General features: G+C 58.6%; 14 protein-coding genes. 7 read left to right on the top strand and 7 right to left on the bottom strand.

What is annotated here, in order from left to right:
• The first annotated feature begins 46 nt into the window (after nucleotides 1-46).
• The gene (locus AB6V08_RS02900) at nucleotides 47-754 is read left to right on the top strand and encodes a CTP synthase C-terminal region-related (seleno)protein (RefSeq protein WP_368541219.1); all 708 of its coding nucleotides are present in this window, start codon (nucleotides 47-49) and stop codon (nucleotides 752-754) included.
• A gap of 31 nt (nucleotides 755-785) precedes the next feature.
• On the opposite strand, the gene AB6V08_RS02895 is transcribed toward AB6V08_RS02900, so the two are convergent.
• Nucleotides 786-1,973: a CynX/NimT family MFS transporter gene (locus AB6V08_RS02895; protein WP_368541218.1), complete on the bottom strand. Its 1,188-nt coding sequence runs from the start codon at nucleotides 1,971-1,973 to the stop codon at nucleotides 786-788.
• 99 nt (nucleotides 1,974-2,072) lie between these two features.
• On the opposite strand from AB6V08_RS02895, the gene AB6V08_RS02890 reads away from it, so the two are divergent.
• Nucleotides 2,073-2,864 carry a helix-turn-helix transcriptional regulator gene (locus AB6V08_RS02890; protein ID WP_368541217.1) on the top strand — a complete coding sequence of 264 codons (792 nt, stop codon included), beginning with the start codon at nucleotides 2,073-2,075 and terminating at the stop codon, nucleotides 2,862-2,864.
• Here the strand turns inward: AB6V08_RS02890 and AB6V08_RS02885 are convergent.
• The 3 genes from AB6V08_RS02885 to AB6V08_RS02875 all read right to left on the bottom strand — a co-directional run bounded on the left by AB6V08_RS02885 (nucleotide 2,848) and on the right by AB6V08_RS02875 (nucleotide 6,785).
• Nucleotides 2,848-3,294: a DUF441 domain-containing protein gene (locus tag AB6V08_RS02885; protein ID WP_063449023.1), complete on the bottom strand. Its 447-nt coding sequence runs from the start codon at nucleotides 3,292-3,294 to the stop codon at nucleotides 2,848-2,850. The two genes, AB6V08_RS02890 and AB6V08_RS02885, sit on opposite strands and share 17 nt — an antisense overlap.
• A gap of 83 nt (nucleotides 3,295-3,377) precedes the next feature.
• Complete coding sequence (locus AB6V08_RS02880; protein ID WP_368541215.1) at nucleotides 3,378-5,438, bottom strand: glycoside hydrolase family 31 protein; 2,061 nt, start codon at nucleotides 5,436-5,438, stop codon at nucleotides 3,378-3,380.
• Between the two features lie 15 nt (nucleotides 5,439-5,453).
• Nucleotides 5,454-6,785 (bottom strand): glycoside-pentoside-hexuronide (GPH):cation symporter, encoded by a 1,332-nt coding sequence (locus AB6V08_RS02875; protein WP_368541214.1) that lies wholly within the window; start codon nucleotides 6,783-6,785, stop codon nucleotides 5,454-5,456.
• A gap of 261 nt (nucleotides 6,786-7,046) precedes the next feature.
• Between AB6V08_RS02875 and yoaI the strand changes: the two genes are divergently transcribed.
• Both yoaI and AB6V08_RS02865 read left to right on the top strand, forming a co-directional pair.
• Nucleotides 7,047-7,151 carry a small membrane protein YoaI gene (gene yoaI, locus AB6V08_RS02870; RefSeq protein ID WP_368541213.1) on the top strand — a complete coding sequence of 35 codons (105 nt, stop codon included), beginning with the start codon at nucleotides 7,047-7,049 and terminating at the stop codon, nucleotides 7,149-7,151.
• 172 nt (nucleotides 7,152-7,323) lie between these two features.
• On the top strand, nucleotides 7,324-9,351 hold the full coding sequence (locus AB6V08_RS02865; RefSeq protein WP_368541212.1) for a TonB-dependent copper receptor: 2,028 nt from the start codon (nucleotides 7,324-7,326) through the stop codon (nucleotides 9,349-9,351).
• A gap of 16 nt (nucleotides 9,352-9,367) precedes the next feature.
• Here the strand turns inward: AB6V08_RS02865 and AB6V08_RS02860 are convergent, their stop codons facing one another.
• Entirely contained in the window at nucleotides 9,368-9,868 is a 501-nt protein-coding gene (locus AB6V08_RS02860) for a YbaK/prolyl-tRNA synthetase associated domain-containing protein (protein WP_368541210.1), read from the bottom strand.
• Between the two features lie 160 nt (nucleotides 9,869-10,028).
• Between AB6V08_RS02860 and AB6V08_RS02855 the strand changes: the two genes are divergently transcribed.
• Nucleotides 10,029-10,925 carry a diguanylate cyclase gene (locus AB6V08_RS02855; protein ID WP_368541208.1) on the top strand — a complete coding sequence of 299 codons (897 nt, stop codon included), beginning with the start codon at nucleotides 10,029-10,031 and terminating at the stop codon, nucleotides 10,923-10,925.
• A 33-nt stretch (nucleotides 10,926-10,958) separates the two neighbouring features.
• Here AB6V08_RS02855 and AB6V08_RS02850 read toward each other — a convergent pair whose 3' ends face one another.
• Nucleotides 10,959-12,242, bottom strand: a complete 1,284-nt coding sequence (locus tag AB6V08_RS02850; protein WP_368541207.1) for a YeaH/YhbH family protein — start codon at nucleotides 12,240-12,242, stop codon at nucleotides 10,959-10,961.
• A 74-nt stretch (nucleotides 12,243-12,316) separates the two neighbouring features.
• Complete coding sequence (gene yeaG, locus AB6V08_RS02845) at nucleotides 12,317-14,251, bottom strand: protein kinase YeaG (protein ID WP_368541206.1); 1,935 nt, start codon at nucleotides 14,249-14,251, stop codon at nucleotides 12,317-12,319.
• Between the two features lie 432 nt (nucleotides 14,252-14,683).
• Here yeaG and AB6V08_RS02840 point away from each other — a divergent pair, with 432 nt between their 5' ends.
• Nucleotides 14,684-15,430, top strand: coding sequence for a MipA/OmpV family protein (locus AB6V08_RS02840; protein ID WP_368541205.1), 747 nt, complete (start codon nucleotides 14,684-14,686; stop codon nucleotides 15,428-15,430).
• A gap of 89 nt (nucleotides 15,431-15,519) precedes the next feature.
• Nucleotides 15,520-16,374 (top strand): aldo/keto reductase, encoded by an 855-nt coding sequence (locus AB6V08_RS02835; RefSeq protein WP_368541203.1) that lies wholly within the window; start codon nucleotides 15,520-15,522, stop codon nucleotides 16,372-16,374.
• The last annotated feature ends 20 nt before the right edge of the window (nucleotides 16,375-16,394 follow it).

Genomic DNA, 16,394 nt, shown 5'->3' with positions numbered 1-16,394 from the left:
GAGGTTCCTTATGTTACCCCATAACACACTGGCATAAGGACCTTTCATGGAACACTCCCCGGTTAAGACCACGCTGCGCATCGCCCTGGTTGGCGATTATAACCCCGACGTTATTGCACATCAGGCGATCCCGCTGGCGATTGATGACGCTGCCGCCGTACTTGAACTCAACGCTGACTATGACTGGCTCGCCACAACGGACTTAACCAGCCCGGAAGATCTGGTAGGTTACGACGCCATCTGGCTGGTTCCGGCAAGCCCGTATAAAAACACCGAGGCGGCGTTTATCGCGGCGCGCTACGCGCGTGAAAACAGCGTGCCGTTTCTCGGCACCTGCGGCGGGTTCCAGCACGCGCTGATTGAATACGCCCGCAATGTGCTGGGCTGGGCCGATGCCGCACACGCCGAAACCGACGCCGAGGGCAGAATGGTGATTGCGCCGTTGACCTGCTCGCTGGTGGAGAAAACCGATGCCATCGAACTGCGCAACAATACGCTGATCGCCAAAGCCTACGGCAGAGCGGAAATTGAAGAGGGGTATCACTGCAATTACGGCGTTTCCCCTGAGTTTGCACGTGAACTGGAAAGCGGCGACATGCGCGTCACCGGCTGGGACGGGCAGGGGGAAATCCGCGCGGCGGAGCTGATTACCCATCCCTTCTTCGTTATTACGCTGTTCCAGCACGAGCGTGCGGCGCTCCAGGGGCGTCCTGTGGTGCTGGTGCAGGCCATGCTTCGCGCAGCGCGCGGATAAAAAAAGGCAGACCTTCTGGTTTGCCCGTTGATTAACGGGTCGCGATCTCCCGGTCGCGCCCGGCAAGCATCCCGCACACGGCCATCACGACGGACGCCAGCGCGCAGGCCATCAGCGGGATCCGCCAGTCGCCCGCCGAATCGTGAATTTTCCCCATCAGCGGCGGCCCGCAGGCTGCCAGCAGATAGCCAATCGATTGTGCCATGCCCGACAGCGCCGCCGCCTGGTGCGCCGAGCTGGCGCGCAGGCCGATAAACGTCAGGCCCAAAATCATGGTCGCCCCGGAGCCAAAGCCGAAGATCAGCGTCCAGACCACCGCCAGGTCGGGCGCAAACCAGTAGCCCGCGGCGCTGACGGCGCACATCAGCGCCACGCATCCGGCGATCCCCCGCTGATCCTTAAGACGATGCAGGATCAGCGGCACCGCCAGCCCCGGTATCGCGGTGGCGAGCTGCAGCAGGCCGTGCATCGATCCCGCCTGGGTTTCGCTGTAGCCGTGGCTCAGCAAAATCGCCGGCAGCCAGCCGATAATCACATAGTAAATCAGTGAGTTAATGCCGAGGAACAGCGTCACCTGCCAGGCCAGCGCCGAGCGCCAGATGGCGCGGTTGTGCAGCGCCCCGGCACCCGTTACCGTGGCCACCGGCGTGCGTCGCCACTGGGGCAGCCAGAGCAGCAGCGCCACCAGCGGGAAGAACATCAGCATCAGCAGCGCGCCGTGCCAGCCCGCGCTTCCCAGCGCCAGGGGCACAATCAGCGCCGAGCCAAGCGCCGCCGACGCGCCCATCGTCAGGGAATAGGCCCCGGTCATTTTGGCGACCTGGCCCGGAAAATCGCGTTTGATCAGCCCCGGCAGCAGCACGTTTCCGAGCGCAATGCCGCAACCAATAATCGCGGTGCCGATAAACAGCAGCGCCGCGGAGGGCAGAGAGCGCACGCCGATGCCGATGCAGATCAGCAGCAGGGCGATAAACAGGCTGCGCTCCATGCCGATACGCCGGGCGACGCCCGCCGCCAGCGGGGAGATCAGCGCAAAGGCCAGCAGCGGCAGGGTGGTGAGCAGCCCGGTCTGGGCAGTGCTCAGCCCGTAATCATGGCGAATGGTGTCAAGCAGCGGCGCGGCGCCGGTGAAGGTGACGCGAAGCGTGGTGGCAATCATCAGGATGCCCGCAATCAGCAGCGCGCCCTGTTTCCCTGAAGGACGAGTGTCAGTAGTCATTATTTTCTCGAACGTTAAAGCGAGGCCACACGATACCGATTTTTACGCCGGTTGAAATCAGGCTAAAATGACAGTTTATCGCTAATATCGGACAAATTAATGATCGGTCTGGGACTTGAGGGCTACGATCCGGATAGCCAGCACGACGCCGCGGTGGCGTTTCGCATCCGCGTGGTGGCAGAAGAGCAGCACATCCCCCTGCATCAGCACCGCAAGGGGCAGCTGATCCTCGCGCTCGGCGGCGCGATTACCTGCGAGGTGGAGAATGCCATGCTGATGGTGCCGCCGCAGTACGCGGTCTGGATCCCCGGTGGAGTGCCGCACAGCAACAAAGCCACCCCCAGCGCCCAGCTCTGCTTTCTGTTTATCGAGCCCGGCGCCGTCCCGCTGCCCGACCGCTGCTGCACCCTGAAAATCTCGCCGCTGGTGCGCGAGCTGATCCTGACGCTGGCCGCCCGCACGCGGGAAGAACTCCGCCAGCCCGCCACGTCGCGCCTGACTGCCGTGCTGTTTGATGAGCTGCTCCAGCAGCCGCAGGAGCATCTTCAGCTGCCCGTGTCGCCGCATCCGAAAATTCGCCTGATGAGTGAAAGGATGGCCGAGGAGCCCGCCGAATGGCAAACCCTGGCGCAGTGGGCGCGCCACTTTGCCATGAGCGAGCGCAACCTGGCGCGGCTGGTAGTGAAGGAGACCGGGCTGAGCTTTCGCCGCTGGCGCCACCAGCTGCAGCTTATCGTGGCGCTACAGCTGCTGATAAGCGGCAAATCCGTGCAGCAGGTGGCGCAGTTGCTCGGCTACGACTCCACCACCGCCTTTATTACCATGTTCCGAAAAGGGCTAGGCCAGACGCCCGCCCGGTATGTGGCCAATCTCGCTACGACTTCCCGATAAACAGGGAAACCAGGCCGGCGGCAATCAGCGGGCCAACCGGAACGCCGCGGAACAGGGCCACGCCGAGCACCGTGCCCACCAGCAGGCCGGCCACCAGCGACGGCTGCGAGCTCATCAGCGTGACGCCGCGCCCGCCGAGCCAGGAGACAAACACCCCCACCGCAATCGCCACCAGCGATTTCCAGTTCACGAAGGAGTGCAGCAGCGTTGAGGCGGGCAGGGTGCCGCTGGCGATAGGGGCCATCACGCCGATGGTCAGAATGATTATCCCGATGGTGAGCCCCTGTTTTTCGATCCACGGAAAGAAGGTGTTGAGCGGGGTCACGCGCACGATGATCAGGACCAGAATCGAGATCGCAACGGTGGTGTTATGACTGATAAAGCCCAGCGCGGCCAGAGCCAGAAGTATAAGCAGAGTAGGGTCTAACATGAGGTGATCCTTGCCAAAAATAGTAAGCCTGCTTACTGTACGCGCAAACGCGAAAGCAAACAGGCCTGGATCAAAAAAATCCTCTACTTTTGGGCGCTTGCCTGATAAAGGCTCACCAGATCTCGCACCAGCGGGCTGCTGTCGCGGATAAATACCGGAATCGTCTCCAGCGCGGCCTGCACCCTGACAGTCTCGCCGCCCGCGTAGCGTTCGCCGTTGAGGTCAACCCAGCTATTTCCCGCCGGGAGCCAGACGTCGCGCTCGCGCTGCCCCGCCTGCATCACCGGGGCCACCAGCAGGTCTTCGCCAAACAGATACTGATCCTCCGTTTCCCAGCTCTGCGGCTCCTGCGGATAGTGCCAGAACAGCGGGCGCATCAGCGGATCGCCGTGCCGGTGGGCGTTCTCATACAGCGCATCAATGTACGGACGCAGCGCTTCGCGCACGGAAAGCCAGCGCTGCATGATGGCAAAGTTTTCTTCGCCGTAGCTCCAGAGCTCGTTAGGGGAACCGCTGTTGCATTGGGGGATCCCGTCGCGGTAGCGTTCCGGCGGCTGGATCTGCGGCTCGCGGTAGCCGTGCATGCGCAGAACCGGGGTAAAGACCGCCCACTGGAACCAGCGGATCAGCAGTTCGTGGAAGGCCGGGTCGTTGACGTTCCCGCCCTGGAAGCCGCCGATATCGGTGGTCCACCACGGGATGCCCGCTAGACCCATGTTCAGCCCGGCGGCGAGCTGATTGCGGAACGCATGGAAGGAGGAGTGAACGTCCCCCGACCACGCCAGCACGCCGTAGCGCTGGCTGCCGGCCCAGGCGCAGCGCACCAGATTCACAATCTCGGTTTCACCGTTTGCCTGCAGCCCGTCGTAAAAGCCCTGGGCGAAATCTCGCGGGTAGCGGTTGCCCACCTCCAGCACCGGGCCGGCATAGTAGCGGTAGTTATCAAAATCGTAGGCCCGGTACTCCGGCTCCGCCTCGTCGAGCCAGAACAGCTTAATGCCCGCGTCGTAGTAATTTTTCTTCACCGTGTCCCAGACGAACGCGCGCGCCTGCGGGTGCGTGGCGTCGAAGAAGGTGGTATTGCCCATGAAATCGAGGTTCACCTGCACGCCGCGCTCGCTGCTGACCAGCCAGCCTTTGGCCTTCATCAGCGGATAGAGCGGGCTGCGCGCTTCCACCGTCGGCCAGACGGAGACCATCAGCGCAATGCCCATCTCGCGCAGTTCATCGACCATGGCTTTGGGATCGGGCCAGTCGAGGGGGTCAAAGCACCAGGTGCCCTGATTCGGCCAGTGGAAGAAATCGATGACCATCACCGACAGCGGCAGGCTGCGGCGGCGGTATTCCCGGGCCACGTCGAGCACCTCCTGCTGGGTGCGGTAGCGCAGTTTGCACTGCCACAGCCCGCTGATAAACGACGGCGCCTGGGGCGGCGTGCCGGTAGCCTTCGCGTACTGGCGGGTAATCTCCGTCACGCTATCGGCGGCGGTTATCCAGTAGTCCATCTCCCCGGTGACGCGCGCGCGCCACTCGGTCTGGTTTTTAGCAAAGCTCGCCTCGCCAATCGCCGGGTTGTTCCACAGCAGCCCGTAGCCGAGGCTGGACTGCATAAAGGGCACGCTGGCCTGGGAGTTGCGCTGCGCCAGCTCGAGGGTACAGCCCTTAAGATCCAGCCACGGCTGCTGATACTGGCCCATGCCGTAGATGCGCTCCTCCGCGCGGGACTCAAAGCGAACCGTTAGCTGATACTTGCCCCCCGCCAGCGGCTTGAATTCACGCCCGTCGAGCTTGAGGGCGCTGACGTATTTATCCTGGCTCTTTTCGCTGGCGCCGATGCCCACCGTGGAGCGCTGGCGCCACAGCTCTTCCAGCAGCAGTTCGCCGCGCTGATTATAAAACGCCAGCTGGCCCTTAAGGTTCAGCACCGCCGTAATTGCGCCGTTGCGCAGGGTCAGGCTTTCGGCCTCGGCGATAATCTCTGCGGCGCAGGGCGCGGCGGGCAGCAGGGCGTGGTCTTCGTCACCGAAGGCCGGGGAGCAGGTCGCTCTGACGCGAAGGCTATTTTCTCCCCAGGGTTCGATGCGCAGGATCTGACGTTCGAAACGCCATTCAATGCTGTTGGAATGTTGAATCAGCTCACTCATGGGTAGCGCGTCCTTTTAAGCAGTGTGTTTGGCAAGTTGGATAGATTGCATGGTGCTGTCGTCAAGCTTGTACCAGCGCAGCGTGGCGAAGGCGCAGAGCGAGAGCACGCCCGGCACGACGGTAAAGAGGGCGATGATGCAGTACATGGCCGTTGTGGTCTGCTCCGGGGCGTTAGCCACGTAGCCGCTAAAGCCCAGCGTCCAGCCGACAATCGCGCCGCTGATGGCCATCCCCAGCTTCAGCACCGCCAGGAAGGTGGAGAAAATCACGCCGTCCATGCGCTTGCCCTGTTTGAATTCACCGTAGTCGGCGACGTCCGCCATCATCACCCACATCAGGGTGGTGGTGGTCTGGTAGAGCGTGGACACGATAAAGGTGAGCGGCACCAGCACCAGCACCCATTTCGGCGCAAAGAACAGGGCGATACTGAGCACGCCCGCCAGCACCGAGCAATAGCCAAACATTTGTACTTTGCTGTATTTATGGGTCAGCCGTTTCGCCAGCGCGCTGCCGGCGGCTTTACCCAGAATATGCGCCCCCAGCATCCACATAAAATAGCTGGCGCTGCCGAGATAATAGGTGACGAAATACATCATGGCGCCAAGACGAATAACCCCAAAGCCAATGTTGGTTAATACCAGCACGGCAACGACCCGCCACTGATCGTTACGCAATAAATCACGCAGTTCAGCGAGATAATTATTATGGGTGGCAGGGGCATTAATGCGCTCGCGGGTATTCGCGAAGCAGATCCAGAACATAATTACCGCCACGGTGGCCATAATCGCCATCGCCCAGCGGTAGCCCACTAATTTATCGTCCCCGCCTAAAAACTCCGCCAGCGGCATCATAAAGAATGTCGACAGCGCGCCGCCCAGCGTAGCGAGGAAAAAGCGGTAGGATTGCAGGGAAATACGCGCATCGTTATCGGGGGTAATAACCGCGCCCATCGAGCAGTAGGGAATATTAATGGCGGTGTACATCAGCATCATCAGGGTATAGCTGACGGTGGCGAAGATCATTTTTCCGTGCAGGTCGAGGGATTCCGGCACCGCGTAGGTGAGCAGGCAGCTTGCGCCAAACGGCAGCGCCAGCCACAGCATCCACGGCCTGAATTTGCCCCAGCGGGTGCGGGTGCGGTCGGCGATGTAGCCCATTGCCGGGTCGATAATGGCATCCGCCGTGCGCGCCAGCAGGAACATCGTCCCGACAAAGGCCGCAGGCAATCCCACCACGTCGGTGTAATAAAACGTCAGAAAAATAATGACGTTATCCAGCCCTATATGGCTGGCCATATCACCGAGTCCATAACTTATTTTTTCTTTGCGGGTAATTATATCGGTCATGGTTATCACCTGGCCCGTGTAGGTTTATTTTGCGTAGGTTGTGATAAACATGTTGGTTCACATTAGAAACGTTAACAATTGCGAGATTTGCTATCGGAATTATGGAAACTCTTTTTCGTGATACCGGTAACAAATTACGGTGAACGCTATTTTTGTTTCACGAATCGTTTCAGCGAGGCGTCATTTTTCCTTCCGTAAGATGTCATTTTCCTGTCATTTTTCGGGGATACAAAAGAGAAAAGTCCCCGTCTGGAGATGAAAATGAACGATCCGGCCTTTGTAGACATGCTTTATATTTCAGGTTCATTTTTTATCATTGCCGCGTTGCTGGTGGCGTCGGTACTTTTCCTCGAGCGCCATGGTTAAAAACCGCCCCCGACGTAACCGTATTTACTTTGCTTTTCAAGCCTCTTTTTCACTTCATATTCTCTTCGCGCGTCGTTGTCCCGCCGCGTGCGCCCGTGCAAAATTTTTAGCCTTAACCTGTGCCTGTCGATGCGTCTTCGGCGGCATGTAACGCAAATTTCCGGGCACACGAATGGAAAACACCCTCTTTACGCCTCACCCGCTGGTTTTATCGCTGCTGGTGGCGTTGTCCTGCTCTGCGATGGCGGCAGAAAATCATCCCGCGGTGCAGCCAAACGATGGCGATGTGATCACCGTAACCGCGCCGGTTCTCTCCCCGCTTGAGGTGGTGACGTCGCCGAAAACCCCGCGCCAGCCGGTGCCCGCCAGCGACGGCTCTGACTACCTGAAAACCATCCCCGGCTTTAGCCAGATCCGCAACGGCGGCAGCAACGGCGATCCTGTTTTTCGCGGCATGTTCGGCTCTCGTCTGCGCCTGTTAACCAACGACAGCGAAATGCTCGGCGCGTGCCCGGCGCGTATGGATGCCCCAAGCTCCTACATTTCGCCGGAAAGCTACGATCTGCTCACCGTGACCAAAGGGCCGGAAACCGTCCTGTGGGGGCCGGGCAACTCTGCCGGTACGGTGCGCTTCGATCGCGAACCGCCGCGCTTTGACAAAGCCGGGATCAAAGGTAACGCCAGTTTCCTCGCGGCCTCGAACGACCGCTTCGACGAGAACGCTGACGTCAGCTTTGGTAATGAAGACGGCTACGTTCGCCTGAACGGCAATAAGTCAAAATCCGGCGATTACAAAGACGGCAACGGCGACCGCCTGGCCTCGAAGTGGGACAAGTGGAACACCGATATGGCGATCGGCTGGACGCCGGATGCCGATACGCTGCTTGAGCTGACGGCCGGGCAGGGCAACGGCGACGCCAGCTACGCCGGGCGCGGCATGGACGGCTCCCAGTTCAAACGCGAAAGCCTGGGGCTGCGCTTAAAGAAAGAGAATATCGGCGAAGTGTTTGATTCGCTGGATATGAGCGTCTATTACAACTACGCCAATCACATCATGGACAACTACTCCATGCGTTCGCCGGGAACGATGTCTTCGGGCATGTCGATGGGCGCGATGGATATGTCGATGCCGATGGACAAGCAGGTAGATCGCCGCACCGTCGGCGGCAGAATGATGGGCACCTGGCTGTGGTCGGATTTCCAGCTGCAGGGCGGGGTCGATATGCAGACCAATACCCACCGCAGCAACGAAGACGATGAAGGTCAGGGCTGGCAGGAAGACGCGCGCTTCCACGACTACGGTACCTTCGGCGAACTGACCTGGAACGCCACCGATCTGAGCAAAGTGATTGGCGGCGCGCGCCTCGACAAGGTTGAGGTAGACAACTACACCGACGTGGGCAGCGACAGCCGGAGCGATACGCTGCCGGCGGGCTTCCTGCGCGTTGAGCACAACCTTGAGTCTGCCCCTGCGATGGTTTACGCCGGGCTGGGCTCTACGGAGCGTTTCCCCGACTACTGGGAGCTCTTCTCCCCGACCTACGGGCCAGACGGCACCGCCGACGTGTTCGATAACCTGAAGCCAGAGAAGACCACCCAGCTGGATATCGGCGCACAGTACAAGGGCGAGCGCACGACCGGATGGATCTCGGCGTACGTCGGGCGCATCAACGACTACATCCTGTTCCTGTACGATCCGGACGACAGCCACGTCAGCCAGGCGGACAACGTCGATGCCACCATCATGGGCGGTGAAATGGGCGCGTCCTATCAGCTGAGCGAGCAGTGGAAAACGGACGCCACCCTGAACTATTCATGGGGTGAAAACACCGACGACCATCAGCCGCTGCCGCAGATGCCGCCGCTGGAGGCGCGGCTCGGGCTGACGTGGGAGAAGGGCGACCTGAGCTCAACCGGGCTGTTACGCATGGTTAGCCCCCAGCACCGCGTTGCGCTGAACGAAGGTAACGTGGTCGGGAAAGACTTCGACCAGAGCGCGGGCTTCGCGATTGTCTCCGCGAACGCCGCGTACAGGGTGAATAAATTCCTGAAGCTGAGTTCCGGCGTCGATAACCTGTTCAATAAAACCTACAGCGAACACCTGAACCTGGCGGGGAACAGCAGCTTTGGCTACTCCTCCAACACGCCGGTTAACGAGCCGGGACGCACGTTCTGGGCGAAGATGAACGTCACGTTCTGATGCGATCCGGCCCGGGCTACTGGCGGCGAAACGCCACCAGCTCGGGCCGGGCAATTCGCAGATAGTCCTGGGTGTCCATAATCACCGACTTCTCCAGCAGACCGGCGTTAAAGGCGATTTCGTCGAAACGCTCGAACAGCAGCGGGTCGGCAACCAGCGTCAGGTCGGGATGAAAGCTAAACGGCGGGATTGCGCCAAACACGCAGGCGGTCAGGGCATCGACCTCAGCGGGGCTGGCGAGGGACGCCTTAAGCCCGCCAAAGTGGCTTGCAAGCTGGCTCAAATCCGCCTGCTGGTCGGCGGCGAGGATCGCCAGCACGTGCTTTTTCACCCCGTTTCCCTTCACTTTGCAGACCAGCGCTTTTGCCCCCTGGCCCAGCGCCGTTCCCCGTATCTCGCTTACCGCTTCGCATTTGCCCACGGCCTCGTGCTCCACCACGCGAAACCGCGCCTGCCGTTCGGTTAATAGGTCGATAAGCTGCTGGTGGGTATCGGTGGATTTTATTTCGTCAGACATGGCTGTACCTGTTTCATACCAATATGCAGCCTCGTACAGTAGCACAGTTGATTTCCCCCGCGCCTCCCTCAGATTTAGCGGTGATTGCTATCCGATGACAAAAACTGAAGTTGGGTCTGCTACTATCAACTTTCGGAATTTTCACGGAAGAGGTTAAAGGATGAACAGGAAGTTTAAGCAGATTGACGCCATCGTTCGGGGATTGAATCAGGCGACCGACGCGCATTTTAAATGGCTGGTGAAAATACTGCGCTTTGTCGCCAGCCGCGATGCCGATTTGCCGGATATTACCTGCGACAACGCGCATAATTTTTGCGAGTTTGGTGCCTGGCTCAATGCGCAGCTTGCCGAGGAAGGCGGGGACAGAAATTACCTTCTCGATATTCATAAGAAGCACGTGATGGTGCACCAGGCCTGCCGCGAGCTCATTATCCTGCTGGATAAGGACGCTGAACGGTCGATTCATTTTGACCGCTTCGAAACGGCGCTGCTGGCATTCACCGACTCCCTCGCACGCTACAAAGTGCATCTTTTGCAGCTTCGCACCAGCTACGACGCGCTGACCGGACAGCCGCTGCGCCGCATTCTGGACGAATCCTTCGACAGCATGAACGATCAGTACAGCGAGACAGGGCTGTTTCTCATGCTGCTCGACGTCGATCATTTTAAAAAGATAAACGATACCTACGGGCATCTGGCGGGCGACTGCGTGCTGCGATCCCTGGCCATTAACCTTGAGGATAATATTCGCCGGGAAGAGTCGGTTTATCGCTACGGCGGGGAGGAGTTTATTGTCTTGCTCCACGCGGAGAGCGGGCGGGCGGCAACCGTGGCGGCGGAGCGTATCCGCTGCGCCATCGCGGCGGCGGAAATCCTCGCGGCGGAACAGCGTATACGCATCACCTTTACGGCGGGCTTAACCCGCGTTCACAGGGGCGAGCCGCTCCGGGAAGTGCTGGAACGTGCGGATATGGCGCTCTACAAAGGCAAAAACGCGGGGCGGAACTGCACCATGCTGATTAGCAGGCGGCTGGACTGCCTGAACGTCAGCGCATAAAGAAAACAGCCAGCTCATGGGCTGGCTGTTGGGTCAGGCGCTGCTGGTGGAAGACTGTTTGTGGAACAGCTCCCGGAACACCGGATAGATGTCATCCTGATCGCGGATATGCTGCATCGCAAAGTTATCGAACATGGCCTGCAGATGCTCATATTCGCGCCACAGCGTCTGGTGGGCACGACGCGTAATTTCGATATAGCTGTAGTAACGCACCACGGGCAGGATTTTCTTCGCCAGAATCTCATGACACAGCGGGGAGTCATCTGCCCAGTTATCGCCGTCCGACGCCTGCGCGGCATAGATGTTCCACTGCGCGGGGTCGTAGCGCTCTTTCACCACTTCATCCATCAGCTTCAGGGCGCTCGACACAATGGTGCCCCCGGTTTCCTGAGAGTAGAAGAACTCATGCTCATCCACCTCTTTGGCCTGGGTGTGGTGGCGAATATAGACCACTTCCACGTTCTTGTAGGTTCTGCTCAGGAACAGGTAGAGCAGAATATAAAAACGCTTCGCCATGTCTTTCGTGGCCTGATCCATCGAGCCTGAAACGTCCATCAGGCAGAACATCACCGCCTGGCTGGAAGGCTCCGGGCGTTTCTCGTAGTTCTTGTAACGCAGGTCGAATGTGTCGATAAAGGGCACGCGCTCAATTTTAGCGCGCAGTTCGGCTATCTCTTTACGCAGGCGCTCCTCTTCCAGAAGCTGCGCCGGTTCGGTGTTTTCCACCACCTTCAGGCTGGTCTCCAGCTCGCGCAGCTCGCGGCGTTTCCCGGCGGTCATCGCCGTGCGTCGCGCCAGCGAGTTTTGCAGAGAGCGCACCACGCTGATGTTGGCGGGCACGCCGTTGGCGGTGTAGCCCGCGCGATGGGTTTTATACTCGTTCAGCTGGCGGTGCTGGTTCTTTTTCAGATTCGGCAGGGCCAAATCCTCAAACAGCAGGTCGAGATACTCATCTTTCGAGATCTGAAAGACAAACTCGTCCTGGCCTTCACCGTCCTGGCTGGCCTGTCCCTGACCGCTGCCTGAACCGCCGCCGCCCCCCTGCGGGCGTTCGATTCTGTCGTTCTGGACAAAGTGATCGTTACCGGGATGAACGCGATGGCGCAGGCCGCCGCGTCCCTGATGGAACATCGGTTCGCTAATGTCATCCGTTGGGATAGAAACGGACTCTCCGCTATCGACGTCGGTCACCGAACGCTTGTTGATGGCCTCGGAGATCGACTGTTTAATTTGCGATTTATAACGGCGCAAGAAGCGCTGGCGATTCACCGTGCTCTTGTTTTTGCCGTTAAGACGCCGGTCAATAAACCAGGTCATATGCCCCCCGTACTGCATTTGCCAACTTGCATTTTGTCGGCCCGGCAGGCGCGAACGCCGCCGGGCACTTGTTTTTAGGACGACTTACGCACGCGCAGATACCATTCGCACAGCAGGCGCACCTGCTTGCGGGTGTAGCCTTTCTCCATCATACGGTCGACAAAATCGTCGTGTTTTTTCTGCTCATCGGTAGAGGTTTTTGCGTTGAACGAAATGACCGGCAGCAGCTCCTCGGTGTTCGAGAACATTTTCTTCTCGATAACCGTGCGCAGTTTCTCGTAGCTGGTCCAGTTTGGATTTCGCCCGTTGTTGTGCGCTCTGGCGCGCAGCACGAAGTTGACTATCTCGTTACGGAAGTCTTTCGGGTTGCTGATCCCGGCCGGCTTCTCAATTTTTTCCAGCTCCGCGTTCAGGGATTCACGGTCAAACAGCTGGCCGGTATCCGGGTCGCGGTACTCCTGATCCTGGATCCAGAAGTCGGCGTAGGTGACGTAACGGTCAAAGATGTTCTGCCCGTACTCCGAGTAGGATTCCAGATAGGCGGTCTGAATCTCTTTGCCGATAAACTCGGCGTATTTCGGGATCAGGTAGCCTTTCAGGAACTCCAGATAGCGTTCTGCCTGCTCTTGCGGGAACTGCTCGCGCTCAATCTGCTGCTCAAGCACGTAGAACAGATGCACCGGGTTAGCCGCCACCTCAGCATGGTCGAAGTTGAACACGCGGGAGAGGATCTTAAACGCGAAGCGCGTGGACAGACCGTTCATCCCTTCGTCGACCCCGGCGTAGTCGCGATACTCCTGGTAGGACTTCGCTTTCGGGTCGGTGTCTTTCAGGCTTTCGCCGTCGTAGACGCGCATTTTCGAGTAGATGCTGGAGTTTTCTGGCTCTTTCAGGCGCGACAAAATAGAGAAGCGTGAAAGGGTTTCCAGCGTGCCGGGGGCGCAAGGCGCATGAACCAGCTCGCTGTGGTTAAGCAGTTTCTCGTAGATTTTGATCTCTTCGGAAATCCGCAGGCAGTAAGGCACCTTGACGATGTAAACACGGTCAAGGAACGCTTCGTTGTTCTTGTTGTTGCGGAACGACACCCATTCAGATTCGTTCGAGTGGGCGAGAATAATCCCGTTAAACGGCAGGGCGGAGATACCTTCCGTCCCGTTGTAGTTCCCTTCCTGGGTTGCGGTCAGCAGCGGATGCAGCACTTTAATCGGTGCTTTAAACATCTCGACGAATTCCATAATCCCCTGGTTAGCGCGGCACAGGGCACCGGAATAGCCGTAGGCATCCGGGTCGTTCTGCGCGTGGTGCTCCAGCTTACGGATATCGACCTTACCGACCAGGGCCGAGATATCCTGGTTGTTCTCATCGCCCGGTTCGGTTTTGGCGATGGCAATCTGTTCCAGAATAGACGGCCACACTTTGACGACGCGGAACTTGGTGATGTCGCCACCAAACTCGTGCAGACGCTTCGCCGCCCACGGCGACATAATCGTGCCGAGATAGCGGTGCGGGATGCCAAACTCCTTATCCAGAATCTGCGCATCTTCCTGCGGGTTGAACAGGCACAGCGGGTGATCGTTGACCGGGCTGCGTTCGCCGTTGGCGCTCAGCACGTAAATCGGCACGCGCTGCATCAGCGCCTTAAGGCGTTCCGCCAGCGATGATTTACCGCCACCCACTGGCCCCAGTAAGTAGAGGATCTGTTTCTTCTCTTCCAGACCCTGAGCCGCATGTTTCAGATAGGAAACAATCTGCTCAATGGCATCCTCCATGCCGTAGAATTCCTCAAACGCCGGGTATCGGGCGACAACCCGGTTCGAAAATAGACGGGAAAGCCGTGGTTCCAGGGCAGTATCAACCATGTTAGGCTCGCCGATAGCCATCAATAGCCGTTCTGCCGCATTGGCATAGGCACTGCGATCTTGCCGACAAATGGTAAGAAACTCCTGCAGTGTGAACTCTTCGTCCTTGGCAGCTTCGTAGCGCTGGCGATAGTGATCGAATATATTCATGGCATGCCGTCCTTTCGTTTTTTAGCACAGGATAAGAGCCGTTCGTATGAGTAGTGGAGGCTCCCGGAAGAGAATTTCTCGCACCGTAATGCCAGAGCAGCAACCTGTGTGCCAGGTCGGGCGCTAAGAATCACGAGGCGTACAGGTATTTCTCCTCTTAAATTAAAGCGTAGATGGCATTTGCAAAACTTGCATATCGGCGAAATTCAATTTCAATGACATATCAATAACTCATCCAAAAATTTCCGCCTTTGTTCTAAAAGAAAACCGGGTTTTTCATCTTGTCGTCACACAAATGAAAGCGACCGGTAATCTGAAAAGCAGAAAATACTGGGTTTATCAAACTCATTAGCGGGCAAAAAGTTTTGGGATGTTCGGAAAGGGCGGTTACACTTCACCCGCTGATTATTTGACTACAGGAAAGAATGGATTGTGACCAAACTCAAACTTCTGGCATTGGGCGTACTCGTCGCCACCTCCGTTAGCACCGCACAGGCAGACGATCAGTGGACTGTTGGCGCGGGTGTTGGCGTGATTAACAGCCCGTACAAACAGTACGATCGCGATGTGTATCCGGTTCCGGTTATCACCTACGAGGGCGATAACTTCTGGTTCCGCGGTCTCGGCGGCGGCTATTACCTGTGGAACGACACGGCCGATAAGCTCTCTATCATGGCCTACTACGATCCAACGCACTTCAAACCAGGCGACAGCGACAGCCACGCGCTTCGTCAGCTCGACAAGCGTAAGAGCTCGATGATGGCTGGGCTTTCCTACGTGCATAACACCCAGTACGGCTTCCTGCGCACCGCGCTGGCGGGCGACACGCTGGACAACAGCAACGGCTTTATCTGGGATCTGGCATGGCTCTACCGTTACACCAACGGCGCCCTGACCCTGACGCCGGGTATCGGCGTGCAGTACAGCAGCGAAAACTACAACGACTACTATTACGGCGTGTCCCGAAACGAATCCCGTCGTAGCGGTCTGAAAAGCTACGATGCTGACGACGGTTGGGATCCGTACCTGGAGCTGACCGCGAGCTATAACTTCCTCGGCGACTGGAACGTGTACGGCACTGGCCGCTATGTGCGTTTGAGCGACGAAGTGAAAGATAGCCCGATGGTCGACAAATCCTGGTCGGGGATCTTCTCCGTGGGTGTGACCTACAAATTCTGATTGTGCATCTTTACAGTGCAATCTATGCATCATAACGGGGCGCTATGCGCCCCGTTTGTTTTAAGGTGGTGCAAACAATGGAGAGCGATATGAGTGCAAAAACGGTGATGTTTCCCGACGCGCGTTCCCTGCCGGCCATCGGACAGGGGACCTGGTATATGGGCGAAAAAGCCAGCCAGCGCAAAACCGAGGCCGATGCGCTGCGAGCGGGCATCGATCTCGGCTTAACGCTGATTGATACCGCTGAAATGTACGCCGAAGGCGGGGCGGAAGAGGTGGTCGCCGACGCGATAAAGGGCCAGCGCGACCGGGTTTATCTGGTCTCAAAGGTTTATCCGTGGAACGCGGGCGGGCAAAAGGGGGTCGCGGCCTGCGAAGCCAGCCTGCGGCGTATGGGCACCGATCGTATCGATCTCTATCTGCTGCACTGGCGGGGAAATTACGGCCTGGACGAGACCGTCGAGCTGATGCAAACGCTGCGGCAGCAGGGAAAAATTGGCCGCTGGGGCGTGTCGAATCTGGATTACGACGACATGCAGGAGCTTTGGGCGACCGAAGGCGGCGCCGACTGCGCAGCGAATCAGGTGCTGTATCACCTCGCTTCGCGCGGCATTGAGTACGACGTGCTGCCCTGGTGCCAGCAGCAGGGGATGCCGGTGATGGCCTATTGCCCGCTGGCGCAGGCCGGGCGTTTGCGTTCCGGGCTGATGAACCATCCGGTCGTGAACGAGATTGCGCGTAGCCATAACGCCAGCGCCGCGCAAATCCTGCTGGCGTGGGTCATCAGCCATCGGGGCGTGGTGGCTATCCCGAAAGCGGCGACCGTTGAACACGTAAAAGAGAATGCGGCTGCGCTGGAGATTACCCTTTCAGCCCAGGATCTGCTGAAGCTTGAAAGCGCGTTTCCGGCACCAGCGGGAAAAACGGCGTTAGACGTGGTGTAGGCTTGATCTTTGCCCCTCGG

Source organism: Enterobacter soli, from assembly GCF_964208575.1.
Lineage (GTDB): Bacteria > Pseudomonadota > Gammaproteobacteria > Enterobacterales > Enterobacteriaceae > Enterobacter > Enterobacter soli_A.
Note: the sequence above shows the minus strand (reverse complement) of the source record. Positions and strands in the feature narration are given on the sequence as shown.

Bases quoted from the DNA above. Each gene is read 5' to 3' on its own strand.
- AB6V08_RS02900 (WP_368541219.1), top strand. From the start codon at position 47: ATGGAACACTCCCCGGTTAAGACCACGCTGCGCATCGCCCTGGTTGGC.
- yoaI (WP_368541213.1), top strand. From the start codon at position 7,047: ATGAACGATCCGGCCTTTGTAGACATGCTTTATATTTCAGGTTCATTT.
- AB6V08_RS02890 (WP_368541217.1), top strand. From the start codon at position 2,073: ATGATCGGTCTGGGACTTGAGGGCTACGATCCGGATAGCCAGCACGAC.
- AB6V08_RS02895 (WP_368541218.1), bottom strand. From the start codon at position 1,973: ATGACTACTGACACTCGTCCTTCAGGGAAACAGGGCGCGCTGCTGATT.
- AB6V08_RS02835 (WP_368541203.1), top strand. From the start codon at position 15,520: ATGAGTGCAAAAACGGTGATGTTTCCCGACGCGCGTTCCCTGCCGGCC.
- yeaG (WP_368541206.1), bottom strand. From the start codon at position 14,251: ATGAATATATTCGATCACTATCGCCAGCGCTACGAAGCTGCCAAGGAC.
- AB6V08_RS02850 (WP_368541207.1), bottom strand. From the start codon at position 12,242: ATGACCTGGTTTATTGACCGGCGTCTTAACGGCAAAAACAAGAGCACG.
- AB6V08_RS02865 (WP_368541212.1), top strand. From the start codon at position 7,324: ATGGAAAACACCCTCTTTACGCCTCACCCGCTGGTTTTATCGCTGCTG.
- AB6V08_RS02880 (WP_368541215.1), bottom strand. From the start codon at position 5,438: ATGAGTGAGCTGATTCAACATTCCAACAGCATTGAATGGCGTTTCGAA.
- AB6V08_RS02885 (WP_063449023.1), bottom strand. From the start codon at position 3,294: ATGTTAGACCCTACTCTGCTTATACTTCTGGCTCTGGCCGCGCTGGGC.
- AB6V08_RS02860 (WP_368541210.1), bottom strand. From the start codon at position 9,868: ATGTCTGACGAAATAAAATCCACCGATACCCACCAGCAGCTTATCGAC.
- AB6V08_RS02875 (WP_368541214.1), bottom strand. From the start codon at position 6,785: ATGACCGATATAATTACCCGCAAAGAAAAAATAAGTTATGGACTCGGT.
- AB6V08_RS02855 (WP_368541208.1), top strand. From the start codon at position 10,029: ATGAACAGGAAGTTTAAGCAGATTGACGCCATCGTTCGGGGATTGAAT.